We start from the raw sequence: 20,759 nt of genomic DNA, 5'->3' as shown, positions 1-20,759 counted from the left end.
GATCCTAAGCCGCTCCATGGCCGGGGGAAACTTCTTCCCCTAGGCGCACCGGCCCCGGGGGAGTGCCGTCACCGAACGGCCGGCCGCCCAGTGATTCCCTGCCATGGGGCTCCAGCCAGCCCGCCGGATCAGGACCCTGCGGCACCATCCGGGTGGGATTGATGTCCTCATGGACGATGTAATAGTGCTGCTTGATCTGGACAAAATCGATCGTGTCTCCGAAACCGGGAGTCTGGAAAAGATCCCGCGCGTAGCCCCACAGGGCCGGCAGTTCGGTCAGCTTCTGCCGGTTGCACTTGAAATGCCCGTGGTAAACGGCATCGAACCTGGCCAAGGTGGTGAACAGGCGGACATCCGCTTCCGTGATGGTGTCACCCACGAGGTACCGCTGTCCGGTGAGGCGTTCCTCGAGCCAGTCGAGCGCGGTCCACAGCCTGGTGTAGGCCGAGCCGTAGGCCTCCTGGGAGCCCGCAAAGCCGCAGCGGTAGACGCCGTTGTTGACCTCGGTGAAGACGCGCTTGCTGACGGAGTCAATTTCGGCGCGGAGGTGTTCCGGGTAAAGGTCAGGCGCTCCGACCCGGTGGAAACGGGTCCATTCGGTGGCAAAGTCCAGGGTGATCTGAGGGAAGCTGTTGGTGACCACCGCGCCGCTGGCAATATCAACGATCGCTGGCACCGTGATGCCGCGCGGGTAATCCGGGAAGCGCCTGAAATAGGCGCTCTGGATGCGCTCGATGCCAAGCACAGGGTCCACCCCGCCCGGATCGAGGTCAAAAGTCCACGACCGGGCATCGTGGGTAGGGCCGGGCTGGCCAAGGGAGATGGAGTCCTCCAGGCCGAGGAGCCTCCGCACAATCACGGCCCGGTTCGCCCACGGGCATGCCCGCGCCGCAATCAGCCGGTACCGGCCAGGTTCCACTGGCCACCCCGGCTCGCCGTTGATGCCGGGGCGGCCGTCGTGGGTGATCCGGTCCTCAATGTAATTCGTGTCCCGGTTGAACTCGGCACCGCCGGTCACATATGCGCCCAGGGTGCTGTGTTCGTTGCTGGTGTCCGTGCTGTCGGAAGCGGTGGCGTTCGTGGCCTGCGGCCCGCTCGGAGATTCCTGGCTCATGCGGACCAGCCTAGGCTCCGGCGGCCAGGATTGCTGAGATGGGCTGCCAGGCGACCAGCCAGGAGCCGGCAATAACGGCGACAAAGAGCGCGATCCAGATGCCGGAGGGTATGGACGTTGCGCGGTACAGCAGGTAGGCGTCGGAACTGGCCAGCCTGTCACGGCGCCGCAGGTGCACGTTGGTGAGCTTCGCGAGATCCCGGACGGCGGCCACAAGCAGCGCCACGCCAAGCACGACTGCAACATGGCCGGTGAAGCTGCTGGGCACAACAAGGACCAGCACCCCGCCGCCTGCGACGGCAAGGCCTGTGATTAGCAGCCCCGCGAAGTTCCTGATGAACACGAGCGAAACCAGGAGGATAAGGGTGCCTGTGGCCAAGGCGGCCGGACCCCAGCCGGCAAAACCGGAGGTGACCAGGGCGGCGCCGGTCAGGGCAGGTACAGGATAGCCCCAGAATCCGGACCAGACGGCGGCGGCCTTGCCCCGGCTGTAACTGGTGGTTGTGCCTGAGTGGTCCAACCGGAGCCGGATCCCGCTCAGTCTTTGGCCGCTCATGACGGCGGCGAAAGCATGGCCGAGTTCGTGCGTGGCGGTGGCCAGGAGCCCAAAGTACTTCCAGGTGGCACGGGGGATGGACAATGCAGTTGCCAGCGCCAGCACCACAGCCAGTTCGGCCACCGTGACTTGGGGGATGGCGGCACGGCTGAAGGCTTCGACGATCCGTTGCCACAATTGCTCGGGAATCAAGGTCGTTTCCCGCCGGGCCGGGAGTAGTGATTGTCAGCCATAGCCCTCTACGGTACTAGAGGGATGGTTCACCACTGTCCTTCCGCCCTGCCGCCATGGGGCGCTCAACGAATCGAGGAATGCCGTGACCACTTTGAAGGAACGCCTGCACGCTGATGTTGTGGTGCACATGAAGGAGCGGAACAAAACCGCCCTGACAACGGTGCGCAATGTCCTGGGCGAGATCGAAACACGGGAGAAGTCGGGAAAGACGCCCATTGTCCTGGACGACGCCCAGGTGACCTCGTTGTTGCAGAAAGAGGCTGCAAAGCGACGTGACACCGCAAGGATCTATATGGAAGCCGGAGAATCCGAGCGGGCCGCGGCCGAGATCGCCGAGGCCGGGATCATCGAGGCATATTTGCCTCAGCCGCTGACAGCCGCGGAAGTCGAGGCGATCGTTGACGAGACAATCGCCGGGCTGAGGAGCGAAGGCGTGGAGCCCGGAATGCGTCAGCTGGGCGCCGTGATGAAGCCTGTCACGGCCAAAGTCGCCGGACGCTTCGACGGCAAGGCGGTCAGCGAGATCGTCCGCAGCCGTCTCGCCTGAGCCGTCAGCTCGAGCCTGTTAACAGGAAAGGCACGCCTACTAAACGTGGGCGTGCCTTAACTTCCTGTTGGCGGAACTCGGCCGCCACGGAAGAATATCCGGGTTTCTTGAATCAGCCTTCGCAGTCAGTGCAGTAGCTGTGTCCGTCTTTCTGCCGCGCAATCTGGGAGCGGTGCCGGACCAGGAAGCAGGAGTAGCACGTGAACTCGTCCTCAGCCTGCGGGATAACCTGCACGACCAGTTCCTCGGCCACGAATTCGCCGCCCGGAACGCCGGCGCCATCCAGCCCGTCGGCCTCATCGAGCTCGAGGACGACGCTGCGGGCGTCCGGAGCATTGGCGGACTGCAGTGCCTCGAGTGAGTTGTCCTGCGACTCCTTGACGTCGGAGCGAAGTTCGTCGTAATCGGTTGCCACTTAGGTGTATCTCTTTTCTTTGGTTCGTCTGTCGCGTATGCAACGTACAGCATCCGGCGGGTATTCCCCAATAGCCTGGCAAGAAAATTTCTCTGTGGAGCCTATATTTCCGTGCAAACACCAGCCGGGATCGGCGTCGGGTGACATTGGGCACCATGGTGTCCAGGAATGAAAGTCAGCGCACGGCCGCCGTCAGGCAAGGCTTAGGTGGGTTCCTTGGCCAAGGCTTTGGTCTGAGGCGGGGTAAGCCGCCCAAGGCGCTCGTCGAGCGTCACGCGCAGCCTGGCGGCAGCCACCTGAACCCGGTGCTCGGCAGGGGCGTCCTTCTTGGCTGGTGTCGAGGCGGCGTTCCGGGGCGGTTGGACGTTCCTGTGTTCGGAGGCACCTGCGCCCACCGTCCGGCCACCATTGTCCCCTCCAGCCACGTTCTCCCAAGCCGTGTCGAACAGTTTGAGCTCTTCGGTACGGGCCAGCTCACTGCGCGCCAGGACGTTCAAAGTCGCAAGCCCCAGGGCGCTGGTTCCTTTATCTTCGTCCAAGGCCCGGTCCAGGGCCCACTGGGTGCGTCGCCACCATTCCGCCCGGCTGTCCGCCTCTGTCTTTTGCCGCAGTGCCTGCTCGTCGGCTTCGCGCTTCTGATCCAACGCTGTCTTATCGGCCGAAGTTCGCTGGGCCAGCGTGCGCGAGTTGATGTAGAAGGCCAAGAGTGCCGCAATCAGGACAGCCAACGGTCCAAGCCCGGCAAGGATCACCCACCAGTCGGCCGGCCCGGAATGGACAACGACTTCAAGCGGGCCAGGCGGCGGGGTTGGATTCACGGCTCCAGCTTAGGCCGTCGACGGAGGCCTGAAGCATTTGCCCGCAGCCACGATGGCGTCGATCTGCACGCGCGCTCCGAGTGGAAGTCCGGCCACGTGGAGGGTTGTACGCGCAGGGAATGGCTTGGGAAAGTGACGGGCATAGGCAGCGTTGATGATATGGAAGTCGTCGTAGTCGGTCAGGTAAATGGTGGTGCGCAGGACGTGGGCCAGAGAAAGATGCACATCAGTCAGCAGCGTCTCCAGGTTGCTGAGCATGGACTCGCACTGCTCTTCAATCCCCGGGCCGACAAGTATACCGTCGTCGGCGCTCTGGCCAATGATCCCGGCTGTGTAGGCGGTGTCTCCGTGGCGTACGAGATGCGAAAACGGGGCAGGCGACTGATGAAGGTTAGGGCTGAAGTGATGGGCAGACCTGATCTCCTCAGCGTTCGGGACAGCCCATAGGGGCTCAGGGTTTTTTGAGGTCTGGCTTGTTTGCCGATCCGCTATCGGTTCGAGTTCCTGGAACAGCGTCACTTGAAGGCCTGCCGGCGCTGCAAGCCGGGAGTTCAAGGACTGCCAGGGAGTTATCCGCGGAGTCGCGATCAGTTCTGCTCCTGCGTTCACAAGGTCTGCCGTTACGGCCGCCGTGTCCTCCACTTCGAAGGCTACCCGGAGTCTGGCGCTGGGCTGCCCGTCCGATTCCACGCTGTCGATGAGGTTAACCTGGGCGGGGTTGGACAGCTCAAGCGTCGCCCGCCCGGCACCAAGTATTGTCACGCGCGCGTCCCCCTCTCCTTCATAGGCCTCTTGCTCGGGGAGTCCCAGGACATCACGGTAGAACGTGAGTGCCGCCTCGTAGTCCTCGGCTTCGACAACGAGGCGGAGCTGGCGGACGGGTGCCTTGGCGTTTTCCGTAGTCATGTTTGTACCGTAGTGCTTTGCTTCCCCCGGAAGCGGGCCTCGCGTGCGTGGAAACAGAAAAAAACCCCTGAAATCCGTGGATTTCAGGGGTTTTCCCATTTGTGCGCGGAGGGGGACTTGAACCCCCACCCCCTTTCGAGGACTAGCACCTCAAGCTAGCGCGTCTGCCATTCCGCCACCCGCGCAGGTGGTAATTCGGAGATCGTTTCCGCCTTTCGGCGTTTCGCTTTTCTCCGAAGCAGCGAGAAAAACTCTAACACGAACTTTCCGAAAACATGGAATCGGGGCTGATGGGTAGGCTGAGGGCACACGAGAACGCAGGTTGTTTGCAGCCTTCCCACTGCCCAAGGAGTTTCTATGTCTGACATCCGTGCCGAGGATGAAGTTGTCCGGATCTGCCAGGAACTCATCCGGATAGATACCTCGAACTACGGTGACGGCTCGGGTCCGGGGGAGCGGGTGGCCGCGGAATACACAGCCGGGCTCATCGAGGAAGTAGGACTCGCAGCCGAGATCTTCGAGTCGGCGCCCGGCCGCGCAAGTGTTGTGACCCGGATGGCCGGTGAAGATCCGTCCGCCAGCGCGTTAGTGGTGCACGGGCACCTCGATGTAGTGCCCGCCCTGCGTGAACAGTGGTCGGTGGATCCCTTTGGCGCGGAGCTCAAAGACGGACTCATCTGGGGCCGCGGAGCCGTGGACATGAAGGACATGGACGCCATGATCCTTGCTGTGATGCGGGATTTGGCCAGATCCGGGCGCAAACCCAGGCGCGACATTATCTTTGCCTTCTTCGCCGACGAGGAGGCCGGCGGTGAGTACGGCGCCCGCTACGCAGTCGACAAGCGGCCCGAGCTCTTCGAAGGCGCAACCGAAGCCATCTCGGAGGTAGGCGGCTTCTCGGCAACCATCGGCGGGCAGCGCACCTACCTCCTGCAGACGGCGGAGAAGGGCATCTCCTGGCTCCGGCTGGTGGCGCACGGCCGGGCTGGTCACGGCTCCCAGATCAATATCGACAACGCCGTCACCCGGCTGGCTGCGGCGGTAACCCGGATCGGCGAATACAAGTGGCCGATTGAGCTGACGCCCACTACGCGGCAGTTCCTGGACGGCGTGACTGAACTCACGGGTGTGGAATTCGATCCGGACAATCCGGACCGCCTGCTCGACCAGCTCGGCACCGTGGCGCGCTTTGTGGGGGCAACCCTGCAGAACACCACCAATCCCACGCTGCTCAAGGGCGGCTACAAGCACAACGTCATCCCCGAATCGGCTGAGGCCCTGGTGGACTGCCGGACGCTCCCGGGCCAGCAGGACCACGTGCTGGAGGTCGTGCGGGAGCTTGCCGGTTCCGGTGTCGAGGTCAGCTACGTTCACAGCGACGTCTCGCTTGAGGTCCCGTTCGCCGGAAACCTGGTGGATTCCATGATCGACGCCCTGCACACCGAGGATCCGGGGGCGAAAGTGCTTCCCTATACGCTCTCCGGCGGCACGGACAACAAGTCATTGAGCCGGCTCGGTATCACCGGCTACGGCTTCGCTCCCCTCCAGCTGCCCGACGATCTCGATTTCACCGGCATGTTCCATGGCGTGGACGAGCGCGTCCCGGTAGATTCGCTGAAGTTCGGTGCCCGGGTGCTCAACACGCTCCTCACCAACTACTGAGCCGGCCCGGACGTGACGCCCGAGGAAATCCTCCCGGAGCCGCTGCTCGAGGCAATCCGTGGCCGGGCTGCGGGCTATGACCGGGACAACACCTTCTTCTTTGAAGACCTTGAGGAGCTGACCGCCGCCGGCTACCTCAACCTCTTTGTGCCGGCGTCCGACGGCGGCCTGGGGCTTGGGCTCGAGGCGGCAGCGCAGTGCCAGCGGCGGCTGGCAACGGCGGCCCCGGCCACCGCCTTGGCCATCAACATGCATCTGGTTTGGACCGGCGTCGCCCACGTCCTGGCCGCAAGGGGCGACTATTCCCTTGGCTTCGTCCTGCAGGAGGCCGCCCACGGCGAGATCTTCGCCTTCGGCAATTCCGAAGCCGGCAATGATTCGGTACTTTTTGATTCAAAAACGGCAGCTGTTCCCCTGCCGGGCGGAGCATACAGCTTCACGGGTACCAAGATCTTCACGAGTCTTTCGCCCGCCTGGACCCGGCTGGGAATCTTCGGCAAGGACGGACAGGCCAGGGAAGGCGAAGGGGAGCTGGTGCACGGGTTCATCACCCGGGAGGCCGCGGGCTACGCCATCCTGGATGACTGGAACACCCTGGGCATGCGGGCCAGCCAGTCAAACACCACCGTTCTGGACGGCGCCGAGGTCCCGGCGGAGAGGATCTTCCGCAAACTTCCGGTGGGACCTAACGCCGATCCGCTGATTTTCGCCATCTTCGCGTGCTTCGAGACATTGCTGGCTGCCGTGTACACCGGCATTGGCGAACGTGCCCTGAACCTGGGTGTTGAGGCGGTCAAGCGCCGCACGTCCTTCAAGAACGCCGGCCGCAGCTATGCGCAGGATCCGGATATCCGCTGGAAGATCGCGGAGGCCGCCATGGCCATGGATAACCTCTACCCCCAGCTGCTGACCGTCAGCCGCGATGTGGATGCGCTCGTTGAGCACGGGCCGCAATGGTTTCCCAAACTTGTGGGGCTGAAGGTCAATGCAACAGAAACGGCCCGCCGCGTTGTGGACATGGCCATCAGGGTGAGTGGCGGCTCCAGCTACTTTCGTGGGTCGGAGCTTGAACGCCTGTACCGGGACGTACTGGCGGGGATGTTCCACCCATCAGATAATGAGTCGGCGCACAACACCGTGGCGAACGCGTGGCTGGGTCCGTTGGAGGACTGAACAGGCCGCTGGCCGGATAATCCCTATACGGTCCGTTGGCCGGATAATGTCTATACGGTCCGCTGGACCTGCATCACCCGGCGGCGGAGCCAGAAGCGCCTGCCGCCGCCCAAATACAGCTTGCTGCGTTCCAGCTCCCACTTGCCGTACTCGGAATGCTCCACGAGCCGGCGCCTGGCGTCAGGCAGCGAATCATCAGGGCTGACCGTCAGAACGAGGTACTCGTACTGCCTCAGAATGTCCCGTTCCCGCTGGACCGAGCTGGTGAGAAAATGTTCCTTCATTGCTCTCCATTTTCGTCCTTTTCCGGCTAACGTGAAGTCATGAGCATCGATCCGCGTGTCGCGCTTCAGTCCTTGACAACCGCATTGGAAGAACACCTTATAGCAGCATCCAACCGGCGTGGCGATGGCGATCCCGCGGTGGAAGCGGCTTTTTTTGCGGTCTCGGATGCGTTCGAGGTTTATGAAGACGCACTCTACGAGGCTTACAACGAAGTTACACCCCTTCAGGTCTTCGATGATGAAGAAGACGAGGACGATAAAGCCCGCATCGACGACGACGAGGACCTGGAAATTCTCGAGGACTGAGGACTCCACGCCGCCATCGCGGGCAATGCCCTAACTCTGCGGCCCTGAACGGCGCATCCGCCGGGCACGGAAACTCAGCCGGGCAGGGAAACGTCCTCGAGCGCGCGGGCAATTTCGGGCGGCAGCCTCGTCAGTTGGGCGGCCATGATTTCTTTCGCCTGCACGGGAGTCCTGGGCCCGACGATGGCCGTGGCCACGCCATGCTGGGACAACAGCCAGCTCAGCGAGACATCCAGCGGTGTCCGGCCCAGGCCCTTGGCCGCCATGGCCACGGCTTCCACCACGCTGGACGGCTGCGCCTCCAGATACGGCTCTACGTAGGGTGCGGAGTCTGTCCTTGCCGCCCGGGAATCGGCGGGAATGGCGCCGCGGTACTTGCCGGTCAGGACGCCGCGTCCCAGCGGAGCCCAGGCCATCAGCCCCAGGCCGGCATCTTCGACGGCGGGAACCAGTTCCGCTTCCGCCTTTCGCTGCAGGAGTGAATATTCAGCCTGCGCGGCTACGAGCGGAAATCCGGCCACCGCCGCGGCCTTGGCGCTTTGCCACCCGTTGAAGTTGGAGATGCCCGCATAGCGGGCGCGGCCGCTCCGGAGCGCGAATTCAAGTGCGGACAGGGTCTCGTCCAGCGGGACGTTGCCGTCCCACGCCTGGGCAAACCAGATATCCACGTAGTCAGTCCCCAGCCTTGCCAGGCTGGCGTCCAGTCCGGTGAGCATCGCGTTGCGCGACGTGTCCACCGTGCGCCGGCCGTCCGACGTCGACATCCCCGCCTTGGTGGAAATGCAGACTTCGGTGCGGGAGACGACGTCACCCAGGAGAGTGCCGATCATCGCCTCGGCGCGGCCGTCGGAGTAAGACGCCGCGGTATCTATGAGTTTTCCGCCACCATCGACAAATGTCCGCAATATCTCCGAGGCGTCCTGTTCGTCGGTATCGCCGGACCAGGACATGGTGCCGAGGGAAAGGGCGGAGACTCGCAATCCACTGTTGCCGACGTAACGCTGCTGCATAGCTGCAAGCTTACGGGGAATCAACAGTGTCCATGACGTAGGGTCTTAGCGTGAACTGGTTTGAGGCGGCCCTGCTGGGCCTAGTGCAGGGACTGACCGAATTTCTACCGATTTCATCGAGCGCGCACCTGCGGATTGTGGGGCAGTTCCTGCCCAACGCATCCGATCCCGGAGCCGCGTTTACCGCCATCACGCAGCTTGGTACCGAAACGGCCGTGGTGATCTACTTCTGGCGCGACATCGTGCGGATCGTCAAGGCTTGGGCGGGATCGCTGACCGGAAAAGTCTCCCGGCAGGACCCGGATGCCCGCATGGGCTGGCTGGTGATCCTGGGCAGCCTCCCCATCATCGTGCTGGGTCTGCTGTTCCAGGACCAGATCGAGTCGGTGCTGAGGAGCCTGTGGCTCGTAGCCACCATGCTGATCGTCTTCGGGCTCTTTCTGGCCGTGGCCGACGCGATCGGAAAGCAGGACCGGGACCTCACCCAGCTCACCTACAAACACGGCATTTTGTACGGCTTCGCCCAGGCCCTGGCTCTTATTCCCGGCGTGTCGCGATCCGGCGGCACCATCACCGCAGGTCTCCTGATGGGCTACACACGCGAAGCCGCCGCGCGGTATTCGTTCCTCCTGGCTATCCCGGCGGTGTTCGGCAGCGGCCTTTACCAGCTGTACAAAGTGGTCTCCAAGGAAGGCATTACCGGCCCCTACGGCCTTCCGGAGACGGCGCTGGCCACCGTCATCGCCTTGGTAGTGGGCTACGTGATCATCGGCTGGTTCCTCAAGTTCATTTCCACCCGAAGCTACCGGCTCTTCGTCTGGTACCGGATCTTCCTGGGCCTGGCCCTGTATCTTTTGCTCGGTTTCAATGTCATCAGCCCCTAGCCGTAGGCTTAGGCTGTGAAATCCTGGACCTCCCGCCCTGTCCCTGCGCTGCCCGGCGCCATGCCTGCCATCCGGCTGTTCGACACCGCAAAGGGGAGTGAGGTCACGCTCCGGGCCGGGGGAGAGCAATCCATGTACGTCTGCGGGATCACTCCCTACGACGCAACCCACATGGGCCATGCGGCCAGCTACGTGGCCTTCGATCTGCTGAACAGGGCCTGGCGTGACGCCGGCCAGCAGGTTTCCTACGTCCAGAACGTCACCGACGTCGACGACCCCCTGCTGGAGCGCGCGACTGCCACCGGGGTGGACTGGCGGGACCTGGCCGCGAGCCAGATTGAACTCTTCCAGACCGACATGGAGGCCCTGAACGTCCTCTCGCCGGACCACTACGTGGGTGCCGTCGAATCAGTTGACATCATTGTTCCGGCCATCGAACGGCTGGTCCGGCTGGGGCTGGCCTACCGCGTCCCTGGTTCGGCAGGGGAGCCCGACGGCGACGTCTACTACGACGTCGAAGCTGCCGGCAAGCAGTCGGTCGCCCCGGATGCCTGGACCCTGGGCTCCATCTCCCGCCTCGGTGAGGCCGAAATGCTGGAACTGTTCGCCGAACGCGGCGGCGACCCGGGCCGGGCCGGCAAGCGGCAGGCCCTGGACCCCCTGCTCTGGCGGGTTGCCCGTGACGGCGAGCCCAGCTGGCCGGGCGGCGAGTTGGGCCAGGGCCGGCCTGGCTGGCACATCGAATGCACGGTCATCGCCCAGCGGTACCTGCCGGCTCCCTTCACTGTCCAGGGCGGCGGCTCTGACCTCATCTTCCCGCACCACGAGATGGGCGCCGGTCACGCCTATTCGCTCGCCGAAGTGCCGCTGGCCCACCATTATGCCCACGCCGGCATGGTGGGCCTGGACGGCGAAAAGATGAGCAAGTCCAAGGGCAACCTGGTCCTGGTGTCCAAACTTCGGGCCGAGGGAGAAGATCCGGCAGCCATCCGCCTGGCCATCCTGGCCCACCATTACCGTTCAGACTGGTCCTGGACCGCTGACGGCTTTGAGGCTTCGAAGGACCGGCTGGCGGCGTGGCGCAGCGCCCTCGCCACTGCCACGGAAGGATCGGCGTCCGGCCTGATCGCAGAAATGCGGTCCGCCCTTGCAGCTGACCTGAACGCACCGGCCGCCCTGGAAGCTGTTGACCGCTGGGCTGCCTCGGCGGACTCCGCCGCGGCAGCGGGCAGCCAGCACGATCAGGCCCTGGTCAGGGACGCCCTGGACGCCTTGCTCGGCGTCGTACTTTAGGGCTTGTCCCGGCCCCGACGCTTGAGATAGCGCTCAAACTCCCGCGCGATGGATTCACCGCTCGCCTCCGGAAGATCGGCCGTATCTTTTGCCTCTTCCAGCTGGCGGACGTACGCGGCGATCTCCGGATCCTCGGTAGCCAACTCATCGACGCCGCGCTCCCACGCAGCTGCCTCTTCCGCCAGTTCGTGCGTGTCCAGCGGGACCTGGATCAATTCCTCGACCCGGTGCAGGAGAGCCAGCTGCGCCTTGGGTGACGGGGCCTGGGCCACATAATGCGGGACGGCTGCCCAGAGGGAAACAGTAGGAAGGCCCGCCAGGAGGGACACTTCGGACAGTACTCCGACTATGCCGACGGGACCTTCATATTGGGATGCTTCAAGGTTGAGGCGTTCCCGCAACACAGCGTCGTCAGAGGAGGTGCTGACCGGAATGGGCCTGCTGTGCGGAACGTCTGCCAGAAGGGCCCCCACCAGGACCACGTAGTCCACCTTCAGCGCTTCAGCGTGGACCAGCAGTTCCGCCGTATAGGCCCGCCACTTGTAGGACGGCTCAATGCCCTGGACGAAAATGACGTCCACGTTCGAATCCGGCGCACTGGCCTTGTAGATCCGTGTGGATGGCCACTTGATCTTGCGTTCCCCCGAGGCGTTCCTGCGGACCGTAGGACGCGTGAACTGGAAATCGTAGTATTCGTCGGCGTCAATGGACGCGACCTTCTTGCCGCCCCAAACCCTGTTCAGGTAGCGCAAGGAATCACTGGCGGCTTCGCCGGCATCGTTCCAGCCTTCAAATGCGGCCAGCATCACAGTAATGCGCTCCCCGTCCGCCACTGGCAGCAGGAACTGCTCCGGTTCAGGTGCGGCACCCGGTTCCGCGGTGTCTCCGTCGAAGCTATTCATCTCATCACCCTACGTCCAAGAACCGGCGCGACGCATTGAATGAAGAGCCAAAAAGTGCGCCAGGGCGCTTGCGGGCCCGAAGGCAATGCTGATATTCGCCGAGGGCGTATCCACCGGCTGGCGCTCAGGTGCGCCCCGTAGACTGGGACCATGCGATCCCTACCCTCCGTTTCCCCGCTCCGAGCCGTTCTTTGGGATATGGACGGCACCATTGTGGACACTGAACGCTACTGGATTGCCGCCGAGCACGCCCTCGTTGAAGCGCATGGCGGCACTTGGTCGCACGGGCAGGCCATGCAGCTCGTGGGTCAGTCGCTGACGTATTCGGCCGGAATCCTGCAGGCAGCCGGTGTCCGGCTGGAGCGCCGGGAGATCATCGACACCCTGACCTCTGAGGTCATCAGGAGCGTCCGGCACTCTGTTCCCTGGCGTCCCGGAGCGCGGGAACTGCTGGATGACCTGCACGTCGCCGGAGTACGATGCGCGCTGGTGACCATGTCGGAGGAGCCGTTGGCCCGCGAAATTGTCGCGAGCCTGCCCAAGCCCTACTTCGAATTCCTGGTCACGGGGGACACCGTCACCCAGGGCAAACCGCACCCGGAAGCATACTTGAAGGCAGTGGAGCTGCTTCAGGAAGCGGACCCGGACCTGACCGTGGATCACTGCGTCGCCCTGGAGGACTCCGCGCCGGGAGTGGCTGCTGCTGTGGCCTCGGGCGTCGCCACCGTCGCCATTCCGCACATTGTCCCGATCCCCGACGATCCCAGGCACACCATCTGGGAATCCTTGGCCGGCCGCACCGTTTCCGAGCTGGAGGCCATCGCCGCGGGCAGCCTGGCCGCCGCGGCGGCTGGATCTGCAGTGCTCGTGACGGGGACCCCGTCATGAGCTCCCAGCCCGCCCCCGCCCGCCGCGAAGGAATACCGCTCGGCCGGATCGCCGGAATCCCGGTCATTCTGGCCTACTCGTGGTTTGTGATCGCCGCCTTTACCGTCATTGTCTACGGGCCCCTGCTGTTGGAGCAGAATCCGGCACTGGGCATCTCCGCCTACTACATGGCGTTCGCGTACGCCCTGCTGCTTCTGATCTCCGTCCTGGTCCACGAACTGGCGCACGCCCTCACGGCCAAGATCTACGGCTGGCCCACGCAGAAGATCGTGCTGAATCTCTGGGGTGGTCACACCCAGTTTGAGAATTTCACGGCGACGCCGGCGCGCTCGGTCATCGTGGCCTTGGCAGGGCCGGCAGCCAACCTGGTCCTCGCCGGCGGTGCCTGGGTGGTCCTTTCCACCACCAACATGGGCACCGTGGCCGAGATCCTCACGAACATCTTTATGTGGGCCAACTTCGTCATCGGCATCTTCAACGTCCTGCCCGGACTCCCGCTGGACGGCGGCAGGATCGTTGAGTCGGCCGTCTGGAAAGCAACCGGGAGCCAGGCCAAAGGCACCGTCGCCGCCGGCTGGGCTGGGCGCGTCATCGTGGTGGCCTTGGGCTTCTGGTTCATTGCGCGGCCGCTGCTGGCCGGTGAGACACCCGATTTCAGCCTCCTGATGATCACCGTCCTCGTCGGCGGCTTCCTCTGGATGGGTGCCAGCGCCGCAATCCAGCAGGGCACCCTGCGCGGAAGGATGCATCTGGTCAGCGCCGCTGCCCTGGCGGCTCCCGCCGTCGGAATTCCAGCCACCGCAGTGGTGGCGGACATCCGCAGGCTGTCACCGGACGGCTCACGCGCCGTTGTCGTCTGCGGGCCGGATGGACGCCCGCAGGGTGTTGTGGATCCCGGTGCCCTCGCCGCGGTTCCTGACTACGCCGCCGCCTCCACGCCTGCCACGGCAGTGTCCTATGCCCTCGCGGCGGGAGCCTACGTACCTGAGTCGTCCCAGGGGCAGGAACTGATCCAGTACCTTTCCCAGCTGGACGGTCACGAATATGCCGTGGTGGACCATCACGGAACGGTCACCGGCCTTCTGGCGCAGAACGTGGTGGTGGCCGCCATCACCGGCAAGGCTGACCCGTCAAATAGGCATCCTCAGGGTCAAAGCCGGTAGAGTTACGTGCCGGCCGTGCATTGCCGCCGCGTGGCCGCCCGGAGGCCTGCGCCACACCCGGCGGACCTATTTCGATGCGTGGCCCCACAGTTTTACAGGAGCGAGGAAAATCCATGAGCAGCGAAACTGCCGCCGAAGCCGCAGCACCAACCACCGGTGTTGCCGCCAATGGCACCCAGCCGGTGGGAGCTGCCCGCCGCCGCGGGCCTTTCCGTGAAGGCGAACGGGTCCAGCTGACCGACGAGCGCGGCCGCATGAACACGATCTCTCTCGAAAGCGGCGGCGCCTTCCACACGCACCGCGGCTTCCTGAACCACGACGAGATCATCGGAAAAGCAGATGGCTCAGTCGTCGTGAACAACGTCGGCCAGCAGTACCAGACGCTGCGCCCCCTCCTCTCGGACTTTGTCCTCTCCATGCCGCGTGGCGCCGCAGTGGTCTACCCGAAGGACGCCGGCCAGATCGTCACCATGGCCGATATCTTCCCCGGCGCCAGGGTTGTTGAAGCCGGCGTTGGCTCCGGAGCGCTGTCCATCTCGCTGCTCCGGGCCGTTGGCGACAACGGCTACCTCCACTCCTTCGAGCGCCGTGAGGAATTTGCGGACATCGCCCGCGGGAATGTGGAAACCATCTTTGGCGGCCCGCACCCGGCGTGGAAGATCTCCCTCGGCGACTTCCAGGAGGAAGTAGTCCGCAGCGAGGCACCCGGATCCGTGGACCGTGTCGTGCTGGACATGCTGGCACCCTGGGAGTGCCTTGATGCCGTCGCCACTGTCCTCGCACCCGGCGGCGTCTGGATCAACTACGTTGCCACGGTCACCCAGCTCTCCCGGACCGCGGAGGCCATCAGGGCCGATGGCCGCTTCACCGAACCCGATGCCTGGGAGTCCATGGTCCGCGGGTGGCACCTTGAGGGCCTGGCTGTCCGTCCGGACCACCGGATGGTGGCCCACACCGGCTTCCTGCTGGTGACCCGCCGGCTTGCCGACGGCGTCACCGGTATCTCCGTCAAGCGCCGTCCCTCCAAGACCGGCTTCAACGAAGAAGACGTCAACGCCTGGACACCCGGTGCCGTCGGCGAACGCCTCGTCTCAGACAAGAAGCTGCGCCGGGCCGCGCGCGATGCCATTGCCGGCACCAACGTCAAGGACGAACCGGAGATCACGAACTAGTCCACATTTCGGGAGTCTCCAGCAGTACCTGCCAACTTGGGGCTAAGGTCTTAAGAAGAAGAGCAGGAAGGGGCTGATGCACCATGGAGACACCGAATCAGGACTCCGGACGTACACCGGCGGAGCAGTCGGCCGCCAACGAACTGACGGCTGCGGAGCGGCAGGCCAATGTCCTCCGCGACAAGCTCAGGCACATTGACCGCCAGCTTGCGGCCGCCACGCAGAACAACACGAAGCTGGTCAGCATGCTGGAAGCGGCCAAGGCCGAGATTCTGCGGCTGAAAAATGCCCTGGACCAGGAGGGCCAGCCCCCGTACAGCTTCGGCACCGTCCTGCAGCTCAATCCCAGGCGGCTGCCGTCAGCGGGCAACAGCGGCCAGGCTGCCACCGAGGAATCGGTGGACATTTTCAACGCCGGCCGGAAGATGCGGGTGGGCATCAGCCCCCTGGTCAACATCAGCCAGCTGGCGGTCGGCCAGGAGGTCCTCCTCAATGAGGCACTGCTGGTTGTTGCCGGCCTCGGCTATGAACGCGCCGGTGAACTCGCCACCCTCAAGGAAATGCTCGGAACGGACCGCGCACTGGTGGTGGGGCGGGCGGATGAGGAGCGTGTCATCAGGCTCTCCGGAGCCCTGCTCACCGAAAAGCTCAGGGTGGGGGACGCACTGTCCATCGACTCGCGCACCGGTTACGCCCTCGAAAAAGTGCCCCGCTCCGAAGTGGAGAACCTGGTCCTCGAAGAAGTCCCCGACATCACGTACGAGGACATCGGCGGCCTTGGTCCGCAGATCGAGCAGATCCGGGACGCAGTGGAACTGCCGTTCCTGCACCCGGACCTCTACCGCGAGCATGGGCTGAAAGCCCCGAAGGGCATTCTGTTGTACGGTCCGCCAGGGTGCGGCAAGACCCTGATTGCGAAGGCTGTTGCCAACTCCCTCGCCGCCCGCGCCGCGGAACGGTCCGGCAATGTGGACCTGAAGAGCTATTTCCTCAACATCAAGGGTCCGGAGCTTCTGGACAAGTACGTGGGCGAGACAGAGCGCCACATCCGCCTGATTTTCTCCCGAGCCCGCGAGAAGGCCTCTGACGGCAGCCCCGTAGTGGTTTTCTTTGACGAAATGGATTCGCTGTTCCGGACGCGTGGAACCGGGATCTCCTCCGACGTCGAGACCACCATCGTCCCGCAGCTGCTGAGTGAGATCGACGGCGTGGAGCGGCTGGACAACGTCATTGTTATCGGTGCATCCAACCGCGAGGACATGATCGACCCCGCGATCCTCCGCCCCGGCCGCCTGGACGTGAAAGTCAAAATCCAGCGCCCCGACGCAGAGGCCGCGGCCGATATCTTCAACAAATACATCACCACGGACCTGCCGTTCCACGAGTCCGACCTCGCCGAACACAACGGCGACGTCCAGGCGACAGTGGACGCCATGGTCCAGCGGACGGTTGAAGCCATGTACTCCACGGAGAAGTCCAACGAGTACCTGGAAGTCACCTACGCCAACGGCGATACGGAAATGCTCTACTTCAAGGACTTCAATTCAGGCGCCGTAGTCCAGAACGTTGTGGACCGGGCCAAGAAGTACGCCATCAAGGATCTCCTGACACTGCACCAAAAAGGTCTTCGGATCGAGCACCTGCTGCGTGCCGTAGTGGATGAATTCCGCGAGCACGAGGACATGCCCAACACCACCAACCCGGACGACTGGGCCCGGATCTCAGGTAAGAAGGGCGAACGGATCACCTACATCCGCACCATCGTGCAGGGTAAGGCAGGTCAGGAGCCCGGCAAGTCCATCGAAACGATGCCGAACACAGGACAGTACCTGTGACGGCAGCCCCGGAACGCGCCGGCGGGGGAGGGCTCCCGGCCGGCGGGGCCATGCGCGTCATGGGGGCGGAAACGGAATACGGCATCCACGCCCCGTCCGCGCCTGGAGCAAACGCCACCATGATGTCCGCCCGCGTTGTCCAGGCTTATGCCCAGGTGACCCGGCAAAGGGCGGCAGGAGGGGCAGAGACCCGGTGGGATTACACGGACGAGGAGCCCCTCCACGACGCCCGTGGCTGGACCCTGGAAAGGGCCTCGGCCCACCCCAGCCAGCTGACAGACCAGCCGCCGGTACTCGACGCCGAAGCGGTGGCGCTTGCCTACGGCCGCGAGGAATTGGAACTGGACGGCGAGGACGAGTCCGGCAGCCTCCTGATGAACATGGTCCTGGGCAACGGAGCCCGCCTGTACGTTGATCATGCCCACCCGGAGTACTCCAGTGCCGAGGTGACCAACCCCCGCGATGCGGTGATCTGGGATGCAGCCGGGGACCTCGTCGCGCTGGCGGCTGTCCGCCGCCTGGCCGCGGATCCCGAGCTCCCTCCGGTCAACCTGTACAAAAACAATACGGACAACAAATCCGTCTCCTACGGCTCCCATGAGAACTACCTCATGCCACGCTCGGTACCCTTCGGGGACATCGTGCGGGGGCTGACGCCGTTCTTCGTCACCCGGCAGATCATCTGCGGCGCCGGGCGGGTGGGCCTGGGGCAGGACAGCTCCACGCCTGGGTACCAGATCAGCCAGCGCGCAGACTTCTTCGAGGCGGAGGTGGGCCTGGAAACCACCATCCGGCGTCCCATCATCAACACCCGGGATGAGCCGCACGCCACCGCCGACAAATACCGGCGCCTGCATGTGATCATCGGGGACGCCAACCTGAGCCAATCCTCGAACTACCTCAAGTTCGGCACCACCGCCATGGTCCTGAGCCTGATCGAGGCCGGGCTGGCGCCCAGGGTGGAGGTCCACGAACCCGTCGCAGCCCTCCAGGCAGTCAGCCACGATACGTCGCTGACAGCCAAACTCAGGCTGCTGGACGGGCGCCGCGTGACGGCCCTGGACCTGCAATGGATCTACCACGAGGCGGCGGCCAAGCTGGCGCAAGACACCGGCGTTGCCGATGCCGTGGACGGGGACGGCCATACGCATCAGGTGCTGGAGCGCTGGGCTGCCACGCTGACCCAGCTCGATTCCGACAGGAACGCGGCGGCCACCTCCGTGGAGTGGTTGGCCAAGCTCTCCCTCCTCGAGGGTTACCGGAACCGCGACAACCTTGCCTGGGGTGACGCGAGGCTCGGCCTCGTGGACCTGCAGTGGGCAGACATCAGGCCGGAGAAGGGACTGTACTACCGGTTCCTGGCACGGAACCGCATGCAGCGGATCGTCGACGACGGAGCCATCGCCGCAGCGATGACCGAACCGCCGTCGGACACGCGTGCCTTCTTCCGCGGACGCTGCATCAGCAGCTTCGGCAAGGACGTCGTGGGGGCCAGCTGGGACTCGGTCATCTTCGATGTGCCGGGCTACGGCCGGCTTCAGCGCGTGCCGACCCGGGAGCCCCTGCGCGGTACCAAGGCCCTCACGGGAGGGCTCTTTGCCCGCCACCGGACGGCAGGTCCGTTCCTCGCCGAACTTTTGGGGCATAACACCGCTCCGCCTGCGGCGTAAACCGCGCCGTCGGGCGGACAGCGTGGCAATATTGGCGTATCAGCAGATCCGTCCGGATCCGAGGATTTTTTAGAGGAGTGATCACCATGGCAGGCCAGGAGCAGCAGAAGCCACAATCACACGACAGCCAGGTCGAGGACGAGATCCCGGAGGCACCGCCGGCAGCCCCGGAAGCCCAGGCATCGGCTGCCACCCAGGGCGTCGACGACCTCCTTGATGAAATCGACGGCGTCCTGGAGTCCAACGCAGAGGAGTTCGTCCGCGCCTTCGTCCAAAAGGGCGGCCAGTAACCCGGATCCGGATGGGTGGCGGAAGCCGCGTCCGGCCGGAATCTGTACCGACGTTGAAGGACCACGTACAAGGAGTGCATCAGTGCAGGAAACAACCGCCAACCAGGTAGCCGGCAACGCGACATCCTCATTCACCGAGCATCTGCAGCGCGACCGGCCGGACCTGCTTCCGTACCACCGTGCCATGCCTGCTGCTGCGGCGGCGGCGACTCCGCTGCAGGTACCCCATGCCACCACGATCGTGGCGATGAGTTATGGCGGCGGTGTCCTGATGGCCGGTGACCGGCGGGCCACCATGGGCAACGTCATTGCCAGCCGGCACATCGAAAAGGTGTTTCCGGCCGACAGGTATTCGGTGTTGGGAATCGCCGGCACGGCCGGCATTGCGATTGACCTGACGCGGCTCTTCCAGGTGGAGCTGGAGCACTACGAAAAGATCGAGGGCACGCTGCTGAGCCTCGACGGCAAAGCCAACCGGCTGGGGGCCATGATCCGCGGGAACCTGCCGATGGCCCTGCAGGGACTCGCGGTCGTGCCGCTGTTCGCCGGCTTCGACACGACTGCCGGCGTGGGCCGGCTCTTCTCCTACGACGTCACCGGCGGCAGGTACGAGGAACGCGAGCACCATACGGTCGGCTCCGGTTCCGTTTTTGCCCGCGGCGCGCTGAAGAAGCTCTGGCGGCCCAACCTGGCCGAAGCCGAGGCCGTCTCCGTGGCGGTCGAGTCCCTTTACGACGCGGCCGACGACGACTCCGCCACAGGTGGGCCGGATCCCGTCCGCCAATTGTGGCCGGTGGTGTACACCGTGAACAGGGATGGCGCGCGGCGGATCCCCGAATCCGAGCTCGCCGCTGTGGCGGGCAGGATTATCGAAGCCAGGTCCGCCGAACGGCGGGAGGCCTAAGATGACGCAGCAGTTCTATGTCTCGCCTGAACAACTGATGAAGGACCGTGCGGACTTCGCACGGAAGGGCATCGCCCGCGGCAGGTCCGTGGTGGTCATCAGCTGCCAGGACGGTATTGCCCTGGTCGCTGAGAACCCCTCACCCTCACTGCATAAGATCGGCGAAATCTACGACAAAATCGCGTTTGCTGCCGTCGGCAAGTACAACGAATTCGAAAGCCTGCGCCAGGCCGGAGTGCGGTATGCGGATGTCCGTGGTTACTCCTACGACCGCGAGGACGTCACTGCACGCGGGCTCGCGAGTGTCTACGCGCAGAGCCTCGGTGCCGTCTTCACCGCGGAACAGAAACCCTTCGAAGTGGAACTGGCCGTCGCCGAGGTTGGCCCCACGCCGGAACTGGACCACCTCTACCGGCTCACCTTCGACGGGTCCATCGCCGACGAGCACGGCTTCATCGTGATGGGCGGCCAGGCGGAGCGTGTCTCGGCGGTCATCGCCGAGGGCTGGCGACCGTCGCTGCGTTTCGCAGGCGCTGTCCGCCTGGCTACCCGCGGCCTGACCAGCGGCCCAGACCCGGCCGCTGAACAGGGCGAAGCGGGAGGAACCCTTCCCGCCAAGGCCGTGGAGGTTGCCGTGCTGGACCGGCAGTCGGAGACCTCCAGGGGTTTCCGCAGAGCCTTCCGGCGGCTCAACGATTCTGATATCACGGCGCTGCTTGCTGAGGAGGACTGA

Annotated in this window: 22 protein-coding genes and 1 tRNA gene; 14 read left to right on the top strand and 9 right to left on the bottom strand. The window is 64.4% G+C overall.

The genetic code is table 11. The features are described from left to right. Positions 1–4: 4 nt before the first annotated feature. Both AU252_RS21715 and AU252_RS21710 read right to left on the bottom strand, forming a co-directional pair. Positions 5–1,114 carry a glutathione S-transferase family protein gene (locus tag AU252_RS21715; RefSeq protein ID WP_058932480.1) on the bottom strand — a complete coding sequence of 370 codons (1,110 nt, stop codon included), beginning with the start codon at positions 1,112–1,114 and terminating at the stop codon, positions 5–7. A gap of 10 nt (positions 1,115–1,124) precedes the next feature. Then, on the bottom strand, positions 1,125–1,862 hold the full coding sequence (locus AU252_RS21710) for a M50 family metallopeptidase (protein WP_430929457.1): 738 nt from the start codon (positions 1,860–1,862) through the stop codon (positions 1,125–1,127). 124 nt (positions 1,863–1,986) lie between these two features. Here AU252_RS21710 and AU252_RS21705 point away from each other — a divergent pair, with 124 nt between their 5' ends. Further along, the gene (locus AU252_RS21705; RefSeq protein ID WP_058932479.1) at positions 1,987–2,451 is read left to right on the top strand and encodes a GatB/YqeY domain-containing protein; all 465 of its coding nucleotides are present in this window, start codon (positions 1,987–1,989) and stop codon (positions 2,449–2,451) included. Between the two features lie 112 nt (positions 2,452–2,563). Here AU252_RS21705 and AU252_RS21700 read toward each other — a convergent pair whose 3' ends face one another. From AU252_RS21700 to AU252_RS21680, 4 genes are all read right to left on the bottom strand, one after another. Beyond that, positions 2,564–2,866 (bottom strand): DUF4193 domain-containing protein, encoded by a 303-nt coding sequence (locus AU252_RS21700; protein ID WP_056339942.1) that lies wholly within the window; start codon positions 2,864–2,866, stop codon positions 2,564–2,566. Positions 2,867–3,069: 203 nt separating this feature from the next. Next, on the bottom strand, positions 3,070–3,684 hold the full coding sequence (locus tag AU252_RS21690; RefSeq protein WP_240484252.1) for a hypothetical protein: 615 nt from the start codon (positions 3,682–3,684) through the stop codon (positions 3,070–3,072). A gap of 9 nt (positions 3,685–3,693) precedes the next feature. After that, positions 3,694–4,590: a Rid family hydrolase gene (locus AU252_RS24015; protein WP_157769048.1), complete on the bottom strand. Its 897-nt coding sequence runs from the start codon at positions 4,588–4,590 to the stop codon at positions 3,694–3,696. A gap of 102 nt (positions 4,591–4,692) precedes the next feature. Further along, positions 4,693–4,775, bottom strand: a tRNA-Leu gene (locus AU252_RS21680). A 172-nt stretch (positions 4,776–4,947) separates the two neighbouring features. On the opposite strand from AU252_RS21680, the gene AU252_RS21675 reads away from it, so the two are divergent. Both AU252_RS21675 and AU252_RS21670 read left to right on the top strand, forming a co-directional pair. After that, positions 4,948–6,252 (top strand): M20/M25/M40 family metallo-hydrolase, encoded by a 1,305-nt coding sequence (locus AU252_RS21675; RefSeq protein ID WP_058932478.1) that lies wholly within the window; start codon positions 4,948–4,950, stop codon positions 6,250–6,252. A gap of 12 nt (positions 6,253–6,264) precedes the next feature. Then, positions 6,265–7,425, top strand: a complete 1,161-nt coding sequence (locus AU252_RS21670) for an acyl-CoA dehydrogenase family protein (protein WP_058932477.1) — start codon at positions 6,265–6,267, stop codon at positions 7,423–7,425. Between the two features lie 50 nt (positions 7,426–7,475). On the opposite strand, the gene AU252_RS21665 is transcribed toward AU252_RS21670, so the two are convergent. After that, complete coding sequence (locus AU252_RS21665; protein WP_056339951.1) at positions 7,476–7,709, bottom strand: DUF5703 family protein; 234 nt, start codon at positions 7,707–7,709, stop codon at positions 7,476–7,478. Between the two features lie 39 nt (positions 7,710–7,748). Between AU252_RS21665 and AU252_RS21660 the strand changes: the two genes are divergently transcribed. Beyond that, positions 7,749–8,015, top strand: a complete 267-nt coding sequence (locus AU252_RS21660) for a hypothetical protein (RefSeq protein WP_058932476.1) — start codon at positions 7,749–7,751, stop codon at positions 8,013–8,015. 74 nt (positions 8,016–8,089) lie between these two features. On the opposite strand, the gene AU252_RS21655 is transcribed toward AU252_RS21660, so the two are convergent. Then, the gene (locus AU252_RS21655) at positions 8,090–9,025 is read right to left on the bottom strand and encodes an aldo/keto reductase (RefSeq protein WP_058932475.1); all 936 of its coding nucleotides are present in this window, start codon (positions 9,023–9,025) and stop codon (positions 8,090–8,092) included. A gap of 50 nt (positions 9,026–9,075) precedes the next feature. Here AU252_RS21655 and AU252_RS21650 point away from each other — a divergent pair, with 50 nt between their 5' ends. Further along, positions 9,076–9,909, top strand: a complete 834-nt coding sequence (locus AU252_RS21650; protein ID WP_058932474.1) for an undecaprenyl-diphosphate phosphatase — start codon at positions 9,076–9,078, stop codon at positions 9,907–9,909. Positions 9,910–9,924: 15 nt separating this feature from the next. Beyond that, positions 9,925–11,202, top strand: a complete 1,278-nt coding sequence (gene mshC, locus AU252_RS21645; RefSeq protein WP_058932473.1) for a cysteine--1-D-myo-inosityl 2-amino-2-deoxy-alpha-D-glucopyranoside ligase — start codon at positions 9,925–9,927, stop codon at positions 11,200–11,202. On the opposite strand, the gene AU252_RS21640 is transcribed toward mshC, so the two are convergent. Beyond that, positions 11,199–12,104 (bottom strand): PAC2 family protein, encoded by a 906-nt coding sequence (locus AU252_RS21640; protein WP_056339966.1) that lies wholly within the window; start codon positions 12,102–12,104, stop codon positions 11,199–11,201. The two genes, mshC and AU252_RS21640, sit on opposite strands and share 4 nt — an antisense overlap. A gap of 150 nt (positions 12,105–12,254) precedes the next feature. Here AU252_RS21640 and AU252_RS21635 point away from each other — a divergent pair, with 150 nt between their 5' ends. The 8 genes from AU252_RS21635 (at position 12,255) to prcA (ending at position 20,759) form a co-directional block, all read left to right on the top strand. Next, positions 12,255–12,992, top strand: coding sequence for an HAD family hydrolase (locus tag AU252_RS21635; protein WP_058932472.1), 738 nt, complete (start codon positions 12,255–12,257; stop codon positions 12,990–12,992). Next, positions 12,989–14,155, top strand: a complete 1,167-nt coding sequence (locus AU252_RS21630) for a site-2 protease family protein (RefSeq protein WP_058932471.1) — start codon at positions 12,989–12,991, stop codon at positions 14,153–14,155. Before AU252_RS21635 ends, AU252_RS21630 begins: the two co-directional genes overlap by 4 nt. A gap of 113 nt (positions 14,156–14,268) precedes the next feature. Next, positions 14,269–15,327, top strand: a complete 1,059-nt coding sequence (locus AU252_RS21625; protein ID WP_056339975.1) for a tRNA (adenine-N1)-methyltransferase — start codon at positions 14,269–14,271, stop codon at positions 15,325–15,327. 83 nt (positions 15,328–15,410) lie between these two features. Continuing rightward, positions 15,411–17,162 (top strand): proteasome ATPase, encoded by a 1,752-nt coding sequence (gene arc, locus AU252_RS21620; RefSeq protein WP_056339978.1) that lies wholly within the window; start codon positions 15,411–15,413, stop codon positions 17,160–17,162. Next, on the top strand, positions 17,159–18,832 hold the full coding sequence (gene dop, locus AU252_RS21615; protein WP_058932470.1) for a depupylase/deamidase Dop: 1,674 nt from the start codon (positions 17,159–17,161) through the stop codon (positions 18,830–18,832). The genes arc and dop overlap by 4 nt, the downstream gene beginning before the upstream one ends. Positions 18,833–18,918: 86 nt before the next feature. Next, entirely contained in the window at positions 18,919–19,122 is a 204-nt protein-coding gene (locus tag AU252_RS21610; RefSeq protein WP_056339984.1) for a ubiquitin-like protein Pup, read from the top strand. 82 nt (positions 19,123–19,204) lie between these two features. Further along, positions 19,205–20,026, top strand: coding sequence for a proteasome subunit beta (prcB, locus tag AU252_RS21605; RefSeq protein ID WP_058932469.1), 822 nt, complete (start codon positions 19,205–19,207; stop codon positions 20,024–20,026). Position 20,027: 1 nt separating this feature from the next. Continuing rightward, positions 20,028–20,759 (top strand): proteasome subunit alpha, encoded by a 732-nt coding sequence (gene prcA / locus AU252_RS21600; RefSeq protein WP_058932468.1) that lies wholly within the window; start codon positions 20,028–20,030, stop codon positions 20,757–20,759.

This window comes from Pseudarthrobacter sulfonivorans (assembly GCF_001484605.1).
GTDB lineage: Bacteria > Actinomycetota > Actinomycetes > Actinomycetales > Micrococcaceae > Arthrobacter > Arthrobacter sulfonivorans_A.
The sequence above is the reverse complement of the archived record's forward strand: the minus strand, read 5'-3'. Positions and strand labels throughout refer to the sequence as shown.